Origin of the sequence: Cellvibrio japonicus Ueda107 (genome assembly GCF_000019225.1) — a bacterium.
GTDB lineage: Bacteria > Pseudomonadota > Gammaproteobacteria > Pseudomonadales > Cellvibrionaceae > Cellvibrio > Cellvibrio japonicus.
This window is the reverse complement of sequence record NC_010995.1, coordinates 1,492,501-1,511,563: the sequence shown is the minus strand read 5'-3', so window position 1 is coordinate 1,511,563 and position 19,063 is coordinate 1,492,501. Positions and strand designations below refer to the sequence as shown.

14 protein-coding genes are annotated in these 19,063 nt (G+C 50.6%); 7 read left to right on the top strand and 7 right to left on the bottom strand.

Annotated features, from left to right (window positions below; all coding sequences use genetic code 11):
- Positions 1–145 precede the first annotated feature (145 nt).
- From CJA_RS06370 to CJA_RS19990, 6 genes are all read left to right on the top strand, one after another.
- The gene (locus CJA_RS06370) at positions 146–466 is read left to right on the top strand and encodes a DUF3649 domain-containing protein (protein WP_012486934.1); all 321 of its coding nucleotides are present in this window, start codon (positions 146–148) and stop codon (positions 464–466) included.
- Positions 463–2,088, top strand: a complete 1,626-nt coding sequence (locus tag CJA_RS06365) for a PepSY-associated TM helix domain-containing protein (RefSeq protein WP_012486933.1) — start codon at positions 463–465, stop codon at positions 2,086–2,088. The genes CJA_RS06370 and CJA_RS06365 overlap by 4 nt, the downstream gene beginning before the upstream one ends.
- Positions 2,088–2,402 (top strand): DUF3325 domain-containing protein, encoded by a 315-nt coding sequence (locus CJA_RS06360; protein WP_041551206.1) that lies wholly within the window; start codon positions 2,088–2,090, stop codon positions 2,400–2,402. The genes CJA_RS06365 and CJA_RS06360 overlap by 1 nt, the downstream gene beginning before the upstream one ends.
- A gap of 721 nt (positions 2,403–3,123) precedes the next feature.
- Positions 3,124–4,230, top strand: coding sequence for a zinc-dependent metalloprotease (locus tag CJA_RS06355; protein ID WP_012486931.1), 1,107 nt, complete (start codon positions 3,124–3,126; stop codon positions 4,228–4,230).
- Positions 4,231–4,726: 496 nt separating this feature from the next.
- Positions 4,727–5,761, top strand: coding sequence for an OmpA family protein (locus CJA_RS06350; RefSeq protein WP_012486930.1), 1,035 nt, complete (start codon positions 4,727–4,729; stop codon positions 5,759–5,761).
- A gap of 27 nt (positions 5,762–5,788) precedes the next feature.
- Positions 5,789–10,912, top strand: coding sequence for a thrombospondin type 3 repeat-containing protein (locus tag CJA_RS19990; protein ID WP_012486929.1), 5,124 nt, complete (start codon positions 5,789–5,791; stop codon positions 10,910–10,912).
- Positions 10,913–10,982: 70 nt separating this feature from the next.
- Here CJA_RS19990 and CJA_RS06330 read toward each other — a convergent pair whose 3' ends face one another.
- Together CJA_RS06330 and CJA_RS06325 are read right to left on the bottom strand one after the other, a co-directional pair.
- Positions 10,983–12,257 (bottom strand): hemolysin family protein, encoded by a 1,275-nt coding sequence (locus CJA_RS06330; protein ID WP_012486928.1) that lies wholly within the window; start codon positions 12,255–12,257, stop codon positions 10,983–10,985.
- Between the two features lie 122 nt (positions 12,258–12,379).
- On the bottom strand, positions 12,380–12,709 hold the full coding sequence (locus CJA_RS06325; RefSeq protein ID WP_012486927.1) for a hypothetical protein: 330 nt from the start codon (positions 12,707–12,709) through the stop codon (positions 12,380–12,382).
- Positions 12,710–12,937: 228 nt separating this feature from the next.
- Here CJA_RS06325 and CJA_RS06320 point away from each other — a divergent pair, with 228 nt between their 5' ends.
- Positions 12,938–13,741: a polysaccharide deacetylase family protein gene (locus tag CJA_RS06320; protein WP_012486926.1), complete on the top strand. Its 804-nt coding sequence runs from the start codon at positions 12,938–12,940 to the stop codon at positions 13,739–13,741.
- Between the two features lie 32 nt (positions 13,742–13,773).
- Here the strand turns inward: CJA_RS06320 and CJA_RS06315 are convergent, their stop codons facing one another.
- The 5 genes from CJA_RS06315 to CJA_RS06295 all read right to left on the bottom strand — a co-directional run bounded on the left by CJA_RS06315 (position 13,774) and on the right by CJA_RS06295 (position 18,927).
- Positions 13,774–14,682: a Csu type fimbrial protein gene (locus tag CJA_RS06315; protein WP_041551205.1), complete on the bottom strand. Its 909-nt coding sequence runs from the start codon at positions 14,680–14,682 to the stop codon at positions 13,774–13,776.
- A gap of 85 nt (positions 14,683–14,767) precedes the next feature.
- On the bottom strand, positions 14,768–16,921 hold the full coding sequence (locus CJA_RS06310; protein WP_148208815.1) for a fimbria/pilus outer membrane usher protein: 2,154 nt from the start codon (positions 16,919–16,921) through the stop codon (positions 14,768–14,770).
- Positions 16,922–17,057: 136 nt separating this feature from the next.
- The gene (locus CJA_RS06305; protein ID WP_012486923.1) at positions 17,058–17,807 is read right to left on the bottom strand and encodes a fimbrial biogenesis chaperone; all 750 of its coding nucleotides are present in this window, start codon (positions 17,805–17,807) and stop codon (positions 17,058–17,060) included.
- Between the two features lie 32 nt (positions 17,808–17,839).
- Positions 17,840–18,370 (bottom strand): Csu type fimbrial protein, encoded by a 531-nt coding sequence (locus CJA_RS18610; RefSeq protein WP_012486922.1) that lies wholly within the window; start codon positions 18,368–18,370, stop codon positions 17,840–17,842.
- 23 nt (positions 18,371–18,393) lie between these two features.
- Positions 18,394–18,927 (bottom strand): Csu type fimbrial protein, encoded by a 534-nt coding sequence (locus CJA_RS06295; protein WP_158304056.1) that lies wholly within the window; start codon positions 18,925–18,927, stop codon positions 18,394–18,396.
- Between the last annotated feature and the right edge of the window lie 136 nt (positions 18,928–19,063).

Genomic DNA, 19,063 nt, shown 5'->3' with positions numbered 1-19,063 from the left:
CTTGTGCAATCATCCTGGTATGTCGCGGCGATATGGACAGCGCCATTACGCCCCAAAATACAAATAAAATTCAATATCATTTGATATTGAATTTCATATAAAATGGCTCCCCACTTATCCATAACACTTTCTGCACTATCAAGCCATGAAAGCCCTGCAAGCGATAAAAACCCTGTCTCCCGATGCCCGCTACCGCTGGCAAGTTACCCTGCGCCTCCTGGTCGCCATTCTGGTTGGCTATGCCTTTGCCAACCTGGCCGGCATTCTATTGACGCAGATCCTGCCTATACCCAGGGCTGAAGTCGTGGTTACCAGCCTGCTGCTCAGTTTTGCAATCTACCTGGGTGCCATCCTCTGGGTATTTTCGGTGCGCTCCACACGCAAAGCCTGTCTGGGGCTGATAATCCCCACCCTGGCATTGGGCTTAGTGGTCTGGATACTGTCAATCAGCGGAGTAAAACCATGAAAAGCGGATTTCGCCAATCCATGGCATGGGTTCATACCTGGGGCGGCCTGGTTGTCGGCTGGATTCTCTTCTTTGTTTTCCTCACCGGAACCCTGGGTTACTTCGATACCGAAATTGACCGCTGGATGAAACCCGAACTTCCCCGCGATACCGCTTCTGTCAGCCAAAGCCTGAACCTTGCCCAAGCGCACCTGGAAGAACAGGCACCCGGCGCCAAACGCTGGTTTATCAACCCTGCCACCAACCGCGATGCGCCTAACCTGCGCATCTTCTGGGAACTGCCAGGGGAGGAAGGCAAACGCGGTGTCACTGGCAACCAATTGCTGGACTCCAGTACCGGTGAAGAGCTGCAAACCCGCTCGACCGGCGGTGGCCAAACGCTATATCGCATGCACTATGCATTGCATTATCTGCCAACCGGTGTGGCCTACTGGATTGTGGGGATTTGCAGTATGTTTATGCTGGTCGCCATAGTGACCGGTGTGATTATCCACAAGAAAATCTTTAAGGATTTTTTCACTTTCCGCCCGCAAAAAGGCCCGCGCTCCTGGCTGGATATGCACAACCTGCTCAGTGTGGTCGCCCTGCCTTTCCACCTGATGATTACCTACAGTGGCCTGGTATTTTTTGTCGTGACCTATATGCCGTTGATCATTGCCAGCAGCTATGGCACCGACAATAACGCCCGCAATACTTTTTTCAGTGAGGCCTTTCCCAACCGCGCCCTGGTTGCAGAGCCCGCCAGCCAGGCGGCCCCGCTGAAACCCCTCACCGATATGCTGGCCATAGCCGCTGAGCGCTGGGGAGGGGAACAGGAAGTCCGCTATATCGATATACGCAACCCCGGCGATGCCAATGCACGCGTCATTATCGCGCGGCAAAACACGTCGATTTCCCGCTCGGGCGAAGACTTGGTGTTCTCCGGTGTGACCGGTGAATTGCTGAGCAGCGACGCAAGCGACCCGGCGTCAGCTCCCCTGGTTGTACGCGATGCCCTGCTCGGCCTGCATGAAGGGCTGTTTGCCTCCATTGGCCTGCGCTGGCTGTATTTTTTCTCCGGCTTGCTGGGAACAGCCATGATTGCCACAGGGCTGGTACTCTGGACCAGCAAGCGTCGCCCGCAACAGTTGCGCCTTGCGACACCAGAACTGGGCCACCGCCTGGTGGAATGCTTGAATCCCGGCATGATTGTGGGTTTGCCACTGGCAATCGCCGCCTACTTCTGGGCCAATCGCCTGCTGCCTGTGGAGATGGCAACGCGCAGTACCTGGGAAGTACACACCATGTTTATCACCCTGGGATGTGCCCTGCTCTACCCACTGGTGCGGGGCAAGTTACAGCGCAGTGATTTTTTCGTGCGAATTAAGCGCTGCTGGCGCGAGCTGCTGTGGTTTACGGCGGCTGCCTGGGCGCTGTTGCCACTCGTCAATGCACTCACTACCGATAAACACCTGGCATACAGTCTGGCCCAGGGAGACTGGTTGTTTGCTGCGTTTGATGGCGCTTTCCTGCTAACGGCCCTGGCCTTTGCCGCCGCGGCGTTGCGTTTTAAAGAAAAAACACCACAGCCACTACCGGCCGCTCCCTCTATAAAAGCCAATATTACCGAGGCTGCCCATTGATGCTGATCACCCTGTTTCTCACCTATTGCGCGTTTACCCTGCTCTGTGTCGCTATGCCGCGCCATTGGCAGCAACTCTGGCCACAGCAGCCCTCCAGCAAACGCCAGCAACAATGGTTGCGCCTTGTTGGTTGGCTACTGCTTTGCACCAGCGCAATCCTGTGTATTTATTTAAAGGGGCCTGGTAACGGCCTGGTATGGTTTTGTGGGTTGCTCAGTGCCAGCGTGTTTATCCTGGCTTTGTTATTGGTATATGCACCGCGCCTGGCGCTTGCACTGACACTGCTTGGGCCACTATTGGTAAGGACCCGCTGAAGCATATCCGGGCAATCTCCATCATCGCCTGCGCAGTATCCATACACATATAAATGACATGGCTTAGCGCTACGCAATTATCTTCGGGAATAAGCGCAATCGCTGTTTGGACGCTATTACCGAAAGACAATATAACCATTTTTATTACAAAATAATTATTAATACTTTTATGTAATGAACAATACGCTATAAAAAATAACACTTCGCAAACGAAACGCACGCCAAAAAATAAAAAATGGAATAAGAGAAAAACCAACCTTTACAATAACTTAAGAGTATTTTTACTCATTGCCGATGGCACATTAATCATCTAGAATGATTTTAGCTTTAGGGAACACCATGAGAGATGAAGCCAGATTTATCCTGTTATGTTGCAGTGATACATCCGACGACATACCTGGCGTTACTGAATTGCTCTCCAGAAAAGGATGCCTGAAACAAGGCACTCACACAAAAGGCTCTTGCTGCTGATTTCATCCCTTTGAAAGCCCCGGGAATCCTAAGGACTCCTGAGTGTATCGCTGTGCCCTGCAAATGCCGGACGCACTGCCATCGCTTGATTCTCCGGTAATCACTCCCGCCCATTTTTTTCCGAGACACAGATCCCGGCGGGGGATTTTTGTTGCCCGAAAAAATCGCCAGCAGTACCCGGCATCGACCTGAACCGCAGCACTGCTGCATTAACACGACAGGGATGGAAAATTTATGAGAGAAACCATCTATGCGTACTTTGTTGAACACACTCAATCTGTTGCTCAGCACGCTGTTATTTTTCTTCAGCCCGGTTTCATCAGCGGCATCAAACATCATTGATGTGCTGGTGGTGTATACCCAGGGTGTCGGAGATATTTATGGAGATGCGACCGAATCCAAAATCAACCAGCTGTTCCAATTCACCAACCAAATCTATAGCGACAGCGAGGTCGACCTTGAAATCCGGCTGGCCGGAACATTGATGGTGGATTACACCGATGACAATGATGGCCAAACTGCATTGCAGGATATTACCTTCGCCCGTGTCGACGCATTTAAAAACATAGAAGCTGTGCGCCAATCGCTCAAAGCCGATATGGTGATCTTCTATCGTCCCTTCAAAAACAGCCATGGCAGCTGTGGCCAGGCCTGGGTCGGAGGCATGGGTTCAGAGGGTGATTTCTCCCCGGTTAACAATAAGGATTATATGTACTCGCATATTCCTATTAATACCTGCGGTGATTTTTCTACCGCACACGAGCTGGGCCATAACATGGGGTTGCGCCACTCACGTAAGCAGGATGGAGAAGGCGGCACATTCAGTTATGCCCTGGGGCATGGCGAACAAAATGTTTTTGCTACCATCATGGCGTATCAAAGCACTTTCAACGTCGATTACTGGACCGGAAAAGTGTACAAATTCTCCAACCCCGACTTGCTCTGCAAGGGCCTACCCTGCGGCGTTTCGCGCGACGACCTCGTTAATGGTGCCGACTCTGCCTACACACTCAATATCACAGCGCCACAGATCGCTAATTATTATATCCATGACACAGACTCATCCAGCTCGCTGTCCAGCAGTTCCGAGTCCAGTGTGTCATCCAGCCTTTCGGTTTCCAGCAGCACATCAAACACCACTCCGGTAGATATGCCTACACCGACCCATAGCAGTAGCAGTAGCAGTAGCAGTAGCAGTAGCAGTAGCAGTAGCATTATCGTTAATACCAAACCGGATAACACAACAGGTACCAGCAATGGAGGCGGAGGTGGTGGGGGCAGCATTCACCTTATGCTTTTATTATTATCGGGCTTGTTTATTGTTTTATATAAACCCATGCGCCATAAGGACGCCTAATACCACTAAAAAAATCCGTAAAAATAATTTTTTTACCACGATAAAACAGGGATGTTTCTTTATAAAAAAAAAGAAATGACACCATTGACACACAACTCATCAAAAAAACCACTCAACCAATCATTCCCTTGTCTTTATTATTTTTCTTATCCAAACTCATTATATAAAAGCGCTTGCGGCAAATTGATTATTAACTAGCCTTTTACTCAGGCAGTACCGTTATAGAAAGTTGGAAGGACATCAGAGTAACTGATGTAGCGTTAATGCAATCTGGATTGTAATGGAGCAAGCCATGAATAAAACACCTCTCATTTACCCGTCTTTTTTATCGTCCAAAAAACTCACCCTTTCCCTTCTTAATTCGACCAGTTAACCCGTAAAAAACACGGCCAACCCAACCGTGGAAAAACCGGCAATAGCCCGGTAGGTATTTTATTTCCCGAATTATAAATGGCATTCAATTGCCAGGGCACTGCTCACCCCCAAGAGGCTTATTATGAAGCGCTTATTTACCGTTTTATTGTGCGCTATCAGCACAATCACCAGTTATTACGCTGCCGCAAACTCCAGGGAGGAAGTGGAAACCAGTATCTATGTAGGGATCAGGGCCGGTTATTCTTACAATGAGGGCTCTTGTAGCAGTAACCACCTGAAATGCGACAAATCCGATACAGGATACGGACTGTTTATCGGCTACGACATTAACCCGCGCTGGGCAATTGAAACCTCTTTTAATGACATAGGTGACACAACAGCAACCTATTCGAATGCTCACCTGGATGGCGATCTCAGCCAGATAGACATATCCGTAAAATACGCCTATCCCATTTACCAAAATTTATCGCTGTACGGAAAAGTTGGCGCCGCTTATTGGGATGCGAAGGCCAAAGGCCAGAATGTTTCCTTTAGCGATACCGGTGTCAGTCCCCTATTGGGAGCAGGCCTCGAATTAATTATCTCCGAGCACTGGAAGGGACGTATCGAATATCAATATATCGACAGAATTGGCAATAACCTCATGGGCAAGGCCAGCCCCAATAAGTTGGGGCTGGCGCTCATCTGGAATTTCCCACTGCGCAAACACAAGCCCGCCAAACCCGAGCCGGTCATTGTTTATCAACCTGTCGAAGCACCGCCGCCCCCTGTTGAAAAGCCGGTGACAGAACAGCGTATTGTGATCGATGAAAACCTGGGTGGCGCCCTGTTTGAATTTAATAAAAGCGAAATTCGCAATACGGCAGCCATTCAACCTGTCATTGATGTGTTGCTTGAAGACCCTTCTCTTTACGTCAATGTTATTGGGCACACAGATTCAAAAGGCTCTGAAGAATACAACCAACGCCTCTCGCAAACACGGGCCAATGTAGTTGCCAAATACCTTAACAGCAAAGGTGTATCGCTGAGCCGAATCAAAGTCTTTGGCATGGGGGAAGATCAACCTGTTGCCGACAATTCCACCGAAGAAGGCAGAGCCCAAAACCGGCGAGTGGAATTCATTATCAGCAATAGCCAGCAGATACACGGACATTGATATAACCCTGCCCATTAAGGTGACACCATGAAAAATTTGGCACTATTATTAATCGTATCCCTTGCAGGTTTAACCGCCTGCGGTGGTGGTGATAATAAGGGTTTTCCCAAAAACCCTAACGACGGCATAAGCTCTTCATCGGTAGTGAGTGCAACCAACTCCAGTACAGCAACCAGTGCGGCAGATAGCTCCAGTAGCTCATCCGCAACCACGTCTTCCTCGTCCTCCGTTATATCTGCATCCTCTTCATCAACACCACCGATAGATCCCGGTGAATTACCGGACCAGGATGGTGACGGTATACCGGACTTTACTGATAATTGCCCCAGCGTCGCCAATGCCAACCAGGCTGACCAGGACGGTGATGGCATAGGTGATGCCTGCGACACAGATCGCGATGGTGATGATGTCGATAACACCACGGATAATTGCCCACTGATTGCTAACCCGGATCAAGCGGATACCGATAATGACGGTATCGGCGATGCCTGCGATACAAGTACAGACACGGATAACGACGGCATTGATGACGCCGTTGATAATTGTCCGCAAATCAGCAACCCGGACCAGGCTGACCAGGATAATGACGGTATTGGTGATGTCTGCGATAACGACAGGGATGGCGACAGCATTACCAATGCAGCAGATAACTGTCCGCTGCTATCCAACAGCAACCAATTGGATACCGATGGCGACGGCATAGGCGATGCCTGTGACGCTGACATTGATGGCGACGGCGTCAATAACACCAGCGATAACTGTCCATTGATTGCCAATACTGATCAGCTTGATACGGATGGCGATGGCATCGGTGACGCCTGCGACTCGGATAAAGACAGTGATGGTGTTAATAATGCCAACGACAACTGCCCGTTAATTGCCAACGCCGATCAATTGGATTCTGATAATGATGGTATCGGCGATGCCTGTGATAACGACACAGACACAGATGGCGATGGTGTTGACGACGGTATCGACAATTGCCCGGCCATCGCCAATTCTGACCAAGCCGATAGCGATGGCGACGGCATCGGTGATGCCTGTGATGATGATCGCGACGGCGATGGTGTGATCAATGCCCTCGATAATTGCCCATCAACACCCAATGCCAACCAGGCCGATATGGATAATGATGGTATCGGAGACCTGTGTGACACGGATACGGATGGTGATGGTGTTGACAACAGCACCGATAATTGCCCACTGATTTCCAATCCGGATCAGTTGGATACCGATGGCGATGGTATTGGCGACGCTTGCGATTCCAATAACAGCTCATCCTCATCGTCATCCTCGATGTCATCCACCAGCAGTGTTGTTGATAGTTCCAGTAGCTCAACGTCATCTATCGTTGTTGTGATTCCTACTTCATCCAGCAGTGCGGATGGAAGTTCTTCGTCATCAACATCGGACGCCATTGGAAGCTCAAGCAGCGCGGGGGGAGTGACCTCATCAAGCAGTGCAGATACAGGGTCGTCCTCTTCAACCTCTGACACTACAGGAAGCTCAAGCAGTGCAGGTACAGACTCATCTTCTTCAACCTCTGATGCTACTGGAAGTTCAAGCAGTACAGGAGTAGTAACGTCTTCAAGCAGTGAAGATTCATCCTCTTCAACTTCTGACGCTACTGGAAGCTCAAGCAGTTCAGATGCTGACTCATCCTCATCAATATCTGACTCCTCTGCCAGCAGCAGTTCTGTAGAGTTGTCATCCTCAAGTAGTGCGGACTCCAGCTCATCATCGGACTCTTCCGTCAGCAGCGTACCGGATATCTCGTCTTCGAGCAGTACAGACTCCAGTGCATCATCAACATCGGACTCTTCTGCAAGTAGCAGTTCTACAGACCTGTCGTCATCAAGCAGTGCAGACACCAGTTCATCGTCTTCCTCTTCAGTAGCCGCTGATCAGGATGGCGATGGTATTGATGACGCTGCCGATAATTGCCCAACCATCGCTAATGCAGACCAGGCCGACCAGGATGGCGACGGTATCGGTGACGCCTGTGATAATGATCTGGATGGAGATGGTGTAAATAACACCAGCGACAACTGTCCTGCTGTGAGTAACCCTGACCAACTGGATCTGGATAATGACGGTATTGGTGATGCCTGTGATAACGACACTGACGACGATGGTGTTAACAACAGTGCAGATAACTGTCCACTGGTTGCCAATGTCGATCAAGCGGACCAGGACAACGATGGAATTGGTGATGCTTGCGATGATGACCGCGATGGCGATGGTGTGCTCAATGCCCTGGATAATTGCCCATTAGTCGCCAATAGTGACCAGGCCGACCAGGATGGTGACGGCATCGGCGATGTGTGCGATACCGACCGCGACGGCGATGGTATTAATAACAATGTGGATAACTGCCCATTGGTTGCCAACCCAACGCAACTGGATACGGATGGCGATGGTATTGGCGATGCCTGTGATGCCAATACGGACACCGATGGTGACGGTATTGACGATGCACTTGATAATTGCCCCACCATATCCAACCCCAGCCAGGCCGACCAGGATGGTGACGGTATCGGCGATGCCTGCGACACCGACCGCGACGGCGATGGTGTACTCAACCTCAACGATAACTGTCCGTTGATTGCCAACGCAGACCAACTGGATACGGACAGTGATGGCATGGGTGATGTGTGCGATAACGATCTGGATGGTGACGGTATCCTGAACGCACTCGACAACTGCCCGGCGATTGGCAACCCCAGCCAGGCTGACCAGGATGGCGACGGTATCGGCGATGCCTGCGATAACGACATCGATGGCGATAACGTCATTAATAGCCTGGATAACTGTCCGCTGGTATCCAACAGCAACCAGGCCGATTTGGACGGCAATGGCATTGGCGATGCCTGCGATCCGGATATTGACGGCGACACCATCCTGAATGCCCTGGATAACTGCCCATTGGTATCCAACATCGATCAGGCCGATGCGGATGCGGATGGCATTGGCGATGCGTGCGACACCAATACCGACTCCGATGGTGATGGCATTGACGATGGCTTCGACAACTGCCCATTAGTAGCCAACCCGGACCAGGCCGACAGTGATGGTGACGGTATTGGCAATGCCTGTGACAACGACAATGACAATGATGGCGTTCCGGATAACCTCGACAACTGTCCCCTGATTGCCAACAGTGACCAGGCCGATCTGGATGGCGATGGTATTGGTGACGCCTGTGATAATGACCGCGATGGCGATGGCATCCTTAACCCATTGGACAACTGCCCGTCGGTGAGCAATCCCGGCCAGGCAGATCTGGACGGCGATGGTATTGGCGATGACTGCGACAATGACATCGATGGCGATAGCATTGCCAACGCCCTGGATAATTGCCCATTGGTTGCCAACCTGGATCAGCACGACCAGGACAATGACGGTATCGGCGATGCCTGTGATAACGATCGCGACGGCGATGGCATCATCAACGCCATCGACAACTGCCCGAGCGTACCCAATCCGCTGCAAACAGATACTGACGGCGATGGCATTGGCGACGCTTGCGACACCAATACCGACAGCGATGGTGACGGTATCGACAACGCCACGGATAACTGCCCGTTTGTTGCCAACCCGGATCAGGCCGACCTGGATGGCGATGGTATTGGTGATGCCTGCGATGCCGATAGCGATGGCGACGGCGTACTCAACGGGGTCGATAATTGCCCACTGGTTGCCAACGCCAGCCAATCCAACCTGGATGGTGATGCCTTCGGTGACGCCTGTGATACCGACATGGATGGTGATGGTATCGCCAATGCTATCGATAACTGCCCAATGACGCCCAATGCCGACCAGGCTGATCTGGATGGTGATGGCATAGGCGACGTCTGTGACAATGATCGCGATGGCGACGGCATTATCGATAGCCTGGACAACTGCCCGCTGGTTGCCAACCCGACACAAGCGGATGCAGATGCGGATGGTATTGGTGACGCCTGCGATGCCAATACCGACACGGATGGTGACGGTATTGATGACGCCTTTGACAATTGCCCACTCGTTGCAAACCCGGATCAACTGGACAGCGATGGCGATGGCATCGGCAATGCCTGTGACAACGACATCGATGGTGATGGCATTGCAAACGGCGTTGACAACTGTCCACTCAATCCCAACCCGGATCAGCTGGACACCGACGGTGATGGCTTGGGTGATGTTTGCGATCCGCTAACCGACTCCGACGGCGATGGCATTGCCAATACCCTGGACAACTGCCCGCTGATTGCTAACCCGTTGCAAACAGACACGGATGGGGATGGTATTGGCGATGCGTGCGACCCGGATATCGACAATGATGGCGTACTCAACGCCGTGGACAATTGCCCACTCATTGCCAACGCCAATCAACTGGACACAGATGGCGACGGTGTGGGCGATGCCTGCGATAACGACAGCGATGGGGATGGTATTGCCAACGCACTGGATAATTGCCCGACAATCGCTAACCCATCGCAAGCGGATATTGACGGGGACGGTATCGGTGATGCCTGTGATAATGACATGGATGGCGACGGTATCCTGAATGCACTCGACAATTGCCCCACCACGAGCAACCCGTCGCAATCGGATATTGACGGTGATGGTATTGGCGATGCGTGCGACACTGTCGAGAACGTAGCCTGCGAATCCGGCAAACTGTTCGAGCCGATTGTTGGCAACGACCTGACTACCGACTCAGGCTTGCGCGGCGTACTCTGTATCGGATGCGGTGTCACAAATCGAAATAACCTGATCACCACATCACTGACCGATTACGCCACCATCTCTACACCGGTAGCCGTGGCTGCATCGGTCTGGACCAGTGTAGAAAATACAGCGACCAGCTATACCGGTAACAAGCGTGTCGGTTTCCTGGTGTCACTGCCCGTCGGCTTGCTTGACCTGAGCCTGCTGAACTCTCTGGAGATCACAACCTACCTGAATGGTGTGCAACAACAAAGCAGTGCCAGCCTTGGTTTGCTAAGCCTGCAGTTGTTGAACCTCACCGGTGATGCCACCAAACAGTTAGTGATTATGAACACCACCACCGAGTTCGATGAGGTTGAGATTGAAAAAGCCGCGGTATTGGGTGCGCTATCGAACCTCAGGGTTCACTCCCTGTGTATAGCACCGCCACCCTTGTAACCACGTACCCTGAGTGAAGAAACAACAAAGGCAGCCCCGGCTGCCTTTGTTGTTTGCATCATGATGTTTTTTAATCCAGCAAATACGCCAATACCTTATCAATACGGCGGCCATCCATATCCACAATTTCCAATTGCCACCGTTGCAATTCCACCTTATCACCGGTGACCGGCATACGGCCAATCAATAACATCATCAAGCCATTCAGTGTTTGATAACTCCCCTCTTCTGGCAATTCATCCAAGCCGAGGCAGTCTTTCAAATCGACAATTGACAGCATTCCGTCCAGTAGCAGGGAGCCATCATCGCGGCGAATAACATAAGCATCTTCGCCATCCCCCGTTATAAACTCACCCGTGAGTGACTCAAGCAAATCCTGCAACGTCGCCAATCCTTGTATAACGCCATATTCGTCAACCACAAATACCATTTGGGTTTGCGAGCTGCGAAAAAATTCCAGCAACTCCATACCGGTTAACGATTCGGGCACCACATGGCAAGGCTTGGCAATCGCGGCAAGATCAATCGCCTGACCGCGAATAGCCGCTGACAGTAATTCCTTGGCATTAATCACGCCCAGTAAATTGTCAGTATTCTTTTGGCAAACGGGAAAGCGGGAATGGGGAGAACCGATAACACGCTGGTAATTGTCTTCCAGGGATAATTCCGTATCCAAATACACAATGTCGGCGCGGGGCACCATCAGCGATGCAATACTGCGATCTTCCAGGCGCAGTACATTTTTAACCATGGTATGTTCCTGGGCCTCGATAATGCCGGTGTTGGAGCCCTCCTGCAAAATCGCGTGAATATCTTCCTCAGTTACCTGTTGGTTTTGGTATTGGTTAAACCCGAGCAAGCGCATCAACGTGCGCGTGGACCCCGAGAGCAAACTGACAAAAGGCTTGGTTGCCAATGCCAGGAATTGCATGGGTTTTGCCATAAAGCAGGCAATAGGCTCAGCGATAATCTGGCCGATGCGCTTGGGAACCAACTCACCAATCACAATCGACAGATACGTTACCACCACAACCACCAGGGCCGTCGCAAAGTTATCGCTGAAATGCGCCGGCATTCCCAACCCCTGCAACCAGATGGCAAAGGGTTCGGCGAGGATAGACTCCCCGAAAATACCGCTCATGATGCCAATTGAAGTAATGCCTATTTGCACTGTCGAGAGGAACTGGGTGGGGTCTTCCGCCAATGTGAGCGCCGCCTGGGCTGAATGGCGCCCTTTGGCAGCCATGGCCATAAGACGGGACTTTTTGGCAGTCACAATTGCGATTTCTGACATGGCAAACAAGCCATTGAGCAAAATAAGGCCCAACAGGATAAAGATTTCCATAATGTCCTTTGATCGACTAGATCGATAGAAAAAATAGACAGGCTAAACCAAGGATCCGGGCACCAGCGCCCGGATCGGCGAGGGAGTATATCACTGGAGGAAGGAGGACAAGCCCGGCTGCACTATCCCTGGCGACGGTGCCATTCCAGGTACTTGTTAGTCAGTGCCAGGAACCTGGGGGTCGGGCCCACATCTTCATAAATAGGGTCACCCAGCTCATCGGTCGCAATGATCCGGTTGCCCTGTACATAGGGAAAACTGGCTTCCAATTGGCCAAGGGCCGCAGATACCAGCTCATTTAACAACTGCTCGGGGGTACGTTTGGGGTACATTTCCGCCAGGGCATTCAGCTTGGCGGCATCATCCAGGGAAAGGTGGATTTCGTAGGTATCGCGGGTCAATCGCCCCTGGGCGAAGGATTCCCATTGGGAAAGGAGTTCTTTTAAGGACATAACTACCGCCTTGCTCATCGAACCATAGACAATTGCTAGTGTAGTCCACTGCACGCCCACCGGCAGCTATGCCTCAAGATTTGTAAAAAGGCACAGTGGCGCTATCCTGTTTCCGGTCACATAAATTATCTTTCGCTGCCAGCTATCCAGACGACAAGATATTGCCAGGCAAACGCAACACACTGTTAATAACCGCTAATCACCCCAAGAAATGAAGAGATAACGACGATGATAAAACCCCTTTGCAATCTGCTATTCGGCTTCGGTCTTATGTCACTGGGTACCCATGCACTTGCCGCCGATACACCTTTCACCTGGCCCAAGGGCGCCAAGGCAGCGGTTAACCTGGCCTATGATGATGCCCTGGATAGCCAACTCGACCATGCAATTCCCGACCTTAATAAATACGGCCTTAAGGGAACCTTTTATTTAAGTGTGGCCAGTCCATCGTTGCAGACGCGATTGGAAGATTGGCGCACAGCGGCCAAGCAAGGGCATGAGCTGGGCAATCACAGTATTTTTCACCAATGCGCCAAAAGCAGCCCCGGCCGTGAGTGGGTTTCCGTCGACAGAGACCTGGATAAAGTGAGTGTGGTCCAGATGCAAGACCAGGTAAAAGTGGCCAATAGCTTTCTACATGCCATCGATGGTAAAACCGAGCGCACCTATACTCCCCCCTGTATTGATCTCAACGCAGGCGGCAGTAACTATATCGACGGATTAAAAAGTGAGTTTGTCGCTATCAAGGCGAAAAGTGGCGGCGTCACACCGGACATGGAAACACTCGACCCCTATGCTGTCAGCGTCGATTTCCCTACAAATGTAACAGGAGAACAACTCATTGCCGTTGTCAAAGAGGCGGCCGCTAAAGGCACCATGGCTAACTTCACCTTCCATGGGGTTGGTGGTGACCATCTGAGTGTGTCCCGTGAAGCCCATGAGCAACTTCTCAAATACCTGGCAGAGAACAAAGATATTTATTGGACGGACACGTTTGTCAACATCATGAAATATGTGAAGGCACAACGGTAATTATTACCTCCGGGTGGCCAGGTGCCACCCGTTCAATACTCAATCACCATCCGCACATTATCCGTATAGATTCCTGCATGGGGAGTAGCCTGGCCCGAGGGGATAACCACTGGAATCTGTAAGTTTTCGGTATAGCCGGTAGCAATTCTGGACAGGGGGGATGCTTGTTCCAGCACCTGACTGTTATTACCGGGGTTTACTACCTGGTAGCGGATACGCTCACCACCCGCTGAAACCATATAGCGATCGCCATTGAGATAATGGTTGCCATTGTCTGCATACAGCAAATAATCTTCCTGCGCATTACAGCGCAACGACACTTGCAACTGCATGGTTGATGCCTGTTCCAAAAAGCTGACACTGCCAAAATCAACCAGTGAACTGGTCGTAGCAAATTCACACATTTTACTCACCACCAAATTCATAGAAGCGGTTACCGAACCGTTAACCGGCGAAGTACCCAGGCAAATACCGCCAATTCCCAACCCGGTACAAATGGTGCCATCCACTGATAGCACCTGATTACTGGTATAGGTTCCCGCACCAGGCCAATACAGCATAGGAAGGGTTTTAATATGCAGAGGAACCTGAATCTGCCCACTGGCCAGGACAATTAAACTCAACAATTGAAAACCGGTAGGGCCGCCAATGGCTTGGCCCACCGACGAAATAACGGGGTTAAATGTCGCATTGCTGGCGATCACGTAAGGAATGGTTTCGCTCCCCTTGGTTAATACCATGGGTTGCATGGCGGTATAGCGCAACCAACTGCTGGTTCCCAACAGGGATAAATTGAGTACAACCGAGCAACTTACATTAAACGTGGCATCAACACCGGCAGCGTTGGGTGACAAATCGCCTGGCACTACCGCTTTGGATGCATAAATGCCATACGCAATTGGGCTGGGGCTGGTCGCCGCGGTCACACTGCAATTCGCCATAGCGGGAAATCCCCACAGGAATCCTGTTCCCATCGAGAGTACACACAAGCATTTCCCGTGCAGGAAGTTCATCAAATGCCCCCGGTTAAGGTAATGAATGCCCTTCTGCCGATGATAAACAGGTTAAAGGGCCTAGCCTTGGAAATGGAATATCCTCGACAGGAGGTACCACCTGCAGGCTGCAATTATTTTCCGTAAATACCAATTCAACCGGGGCCACCAGGTTTTCAATATAGACCTCGCCATTCCATCCAACCTGATAAGTATCCTGGGTGTCCTTCACCCTTAATACAGTTCCTACAGGCAATAGTTGAAGGCGTTCATCCTGTACGACTAACAACACCGGACGGGTGTAACGCACCGAAAATTGTAAATTCACACCGCTCTTGCGACGCGGCATCACTATTTGCTCAACGGATGACAAAGCGGCATTAACCGGCAAGTCCATAGGATCTATTGAGAGACGGTTTTCATGATAGCTGTACAAATCGGCCACCAATAATTTTCCATCTTCATTAGTAACACCCACTTTTTTATTGCCAACCAATACCGGTACGCCAGGTTGTCCGGCTTCTACCAACGCAAAAGCATCTGTTATTGCACGCCCCCAATAGATGTCGCGATTCATCAATACTATGGCACCAGCCAACTCTGCCTGGTACTGGACCTCGCCCATTAATCGATAAAAACCCATAGATGTATCGTAATAGGCAGCACGATAATCCCATGAACCATACGCATTATTCCGGTTTCCATCATCTATTCCCACACGCCATCCCATACCGCCTTCATAAGGCACATTGCGCATCGCCTGTACCTGGTTACTCCATTCGCGCGTGGGATTGCGGTAACCGGAAACACTTGCCTGACTGTAATTCCCGAAGGGAAAACTCAATGAAAAGCTGAACACCTTCTCACGCTGGCCATATAGCTGGTTGGTATAACTGAAATAGGCTGTAAACCCGCGATCAAAATAGCGATTCCAGGTCAGGCTCATAAAACTGCGTGCATCCATATGCGGGTCCCGGATATGAAAATAATTAATCCCCAACGCTCCCAGCGATGGCTCATAAAAAGATAACCCCACCTGCCACTGTTGATCGTTCAGGACACCCTGATCCAGTACCCCCAAATCCCGATACCCCTGGTGACGATGGGTATAGCGCATGGAAACACCTAACCAGCGCTGCGCGTAACTGTACCCCACTAGCGTTTGCTTACCGCGAATATCATGATGGTCACTCACACTGTGAGCCAATTCCAATACCCCTATATTTCCCATAAGCAAATTAGCACCCACACCGACCAGCAATAATCCCTCACCCGATTGCAGATGCAATTGCGGAGTGACGTAATCATGTAAACCATAACGCAGGCTGCCGCTAAATACAGGGCGATTGTCATAATCGTAGGAATCAAGTCCAAAATTGTTACGGCGAAACCCGAAAGTAAGGTCGTAATCCAATTGTCGCTTGGCCAATAGTTGGTTAGTCACATAAAAATCGACACGTTGGCTCAATTGGCGCCCCTGGGCATCCGTCGTAATAATGTCCGCCGTTCCTGCGCCGGAAAAATAGGGAATCGCACTTACCAAAAAAGGACCGGGGTCTACCTGTTCACGCCGGTAGCTTTTACCATTAAGCAATAAATCCACTTGGGATGGCACCGCTGACTCACCATAAAACTCCGGTAAGGGAAAAGTAATCAGGCTTGGATCAAGGGCAAAATCGCGCGCGAATCGAATCCCCCCCATACGTATACTCCTGCCCCACGCCGGCGCGGCATTAATGACATCGCCGATTGCCAAACGCCAAAGAGCATCCTCATTATCCCATTGGGCATAGGTTTCAAAGCGGGTATAACCAGAGTCCTGTGCCTGGCCTAATGCTTGTTGATACATTCCCATAGAAACCAAATGTACATCCTCGTTAAATAAATAACCTTCATGCCACACATTCAGATAGCGATTACGGCCACTACCGGAAGAGGCTAACAGGTTGTAGTTAACAAAGGCTCCCGCATCGCGTTGTAATTGGGTTGATCGCTTTATCGGTCGCTCATTACGAAGTTGTTGCAAAGGCAGGAATTCACTGGGAAATGTCAGGAAAAGGCGCTGGAATTGCGCATCATAATCGATCCCTATCTGCGCAAAATCACTCAGGCGAAATAGCACGCCGGTATTCTTGGGTAGTTTTATCCCCAAATCGGCCAAATCATTGGATGCAATATTCCAACTCATATCATCGCGAATTACCTCTATAATCCGGTGCGTATTTTTTCCATTAACCACAACTTCCAAGTAAAGGGTTTCCGCTGCATCCACTACCTGGCAGACCACAAGTAACAGCGGTGAAAGCCAGCATAGCTTACACCAGCTACTTAACGGCAATTTTCAACTCCCGTCGCTCCTGCTGAAAAACCAGATAGGCACCTGCTGCCTGCAACAACTGCCATCGCTCCTTATCAATGTCCCAGGATTGGCTTGCATCCGGCAGTACATACCCCACCAACCCGCTGAATAACACAGCATCTTTTTGTCCTGGACGCACCACCTTGAGATGGCTGATACGTGCATGAAGCCGGCTGTGGTTATGGATCCTCAGACGCGGAGCTTTCCCATCAATCAACTCATAGCGCAAACCGGCTTCCAATACCTGCTGTTTATCAGCCGTCATATTGTTATGGTCCATATCAGCAAAGCCGATAAATAACGGCAGTGAGTAGCGCATCTGGAAATTCAAGGTAGATTGATTGATGCTATCCGGCTGGGGAATCTCGTCAATCAATACGCGATAACTCAATTCATGCTGTTCTACTTTTACCGCACCACGGCGATTGACGATACGGAATAACTGCTGTGCACCGGGAGCTACCCTTGCCATGGCAGGACTTACAACCAGCTGGTTTTGTATAGCGTAAATATCGGTATCTTCATCCTGTGACCACGCCAGGACACGAACCTGTAAAACCACGGACATATCCTGGCTATTATTTCTTACCCATATACTGGTTGATGATTCCGGTGGATCAATCCGTGGATTAATAGGCCATACCCCCAAGCTTGTTGCCTGTACCGGCATAGCAAACAAAACACAACACAAAACCAACCACTTGAAATTTTCCATAAATGTCCCTGATCCAACACCAGCACTATCAGTTAATAAGTCAGTGTCACCACTACCTGGTCATAGTAATGGCCGGCAGCCGGCGTCACCTGCGCAGGAATTCGCCCATAAATTGATAAGGATTTTACATTGTCGTCGGTAAACAACAGGGAGACTCCCATGACATCATCCCATATGGTTTGCCGCGTTGAAGACGTATAAAGCTGGTAGGAAAGTGTTGCGGTGCCATCGACAAGGCGCATTTTGCGATCATTGACACTGGAGCCATACAGGCCACTGCCCAATGTCACCTTGGCACTGGTTCCGGGAGTGCAGCGCACTTGCAAACTCCCGGAACCAAGGCTGGTAGTAGCATCAACCAGGGAATCCAGATCGTAAACATCGCCAAAGTGTAACGTGCCCAACGCAACAACCCCCGAACCGAGATTGTTCAGTTGACAACCATTGACTATCTGGACTCTCACCAAGGTTACCGGTGCAGTTACCTGCAAGTCATTTTGTGCCGATACCGTCTGCGCCCACACGGGGATCATCCAGCAGCAAAGAACTTTGCCAATGTTCATCGCTGTAGCCGATCACAGAAAAGCTACCAGCTCACAACGACCTGCACAGTATCCGTATAAGTACCTGCAGAAATTCCCGACTGCCCACCCGGAATACGCCCATAGACATGAAATGCCTGCGGCGCACCGGATGCAGTCCCGGTGAGTGGAGCACTGTCGCTCCAGGGAATTGTACGCGCAGCATCCTGGTACAGCGCATACGCCAGGAAGACACCCGGTGAACCGGTATTCACCATAGCGCGATTGCCATTGTTGTAGTGCAAGCCATTACCCAGGCTAATTGTGAAACTGGTGCCATCAGAGCATTCCATCTCAATGGAGCCATTGCCCGAGCCTGTGGTTGTTGCATCAATATGCTGTGCGTTAAGCGTATTGATACTGCCAAAATTCAACGCGCCGAAATCCACAACGCCGGATTGCACATTACTGTTGTTAACCTGGCAACCCGCACCGACAACCGCGGTGACCCCCAGGTGACCATTAACAGTTGCAGCCTGAATAGATATGGAGACAGAAAATACCAAAAGAGAAAAAATAATGCGGGGAAAGTATGACATGTATTTCATCCTATAGCTCCTTAAACGCAGGAAACGCTCAACACTCCCAAAAAACACTCCTTAAAACGATAGCATTTAACTTGGAAAAATGCCTATTACACGACAATAACAGCACACTCTCGTTTATACAGAGAAT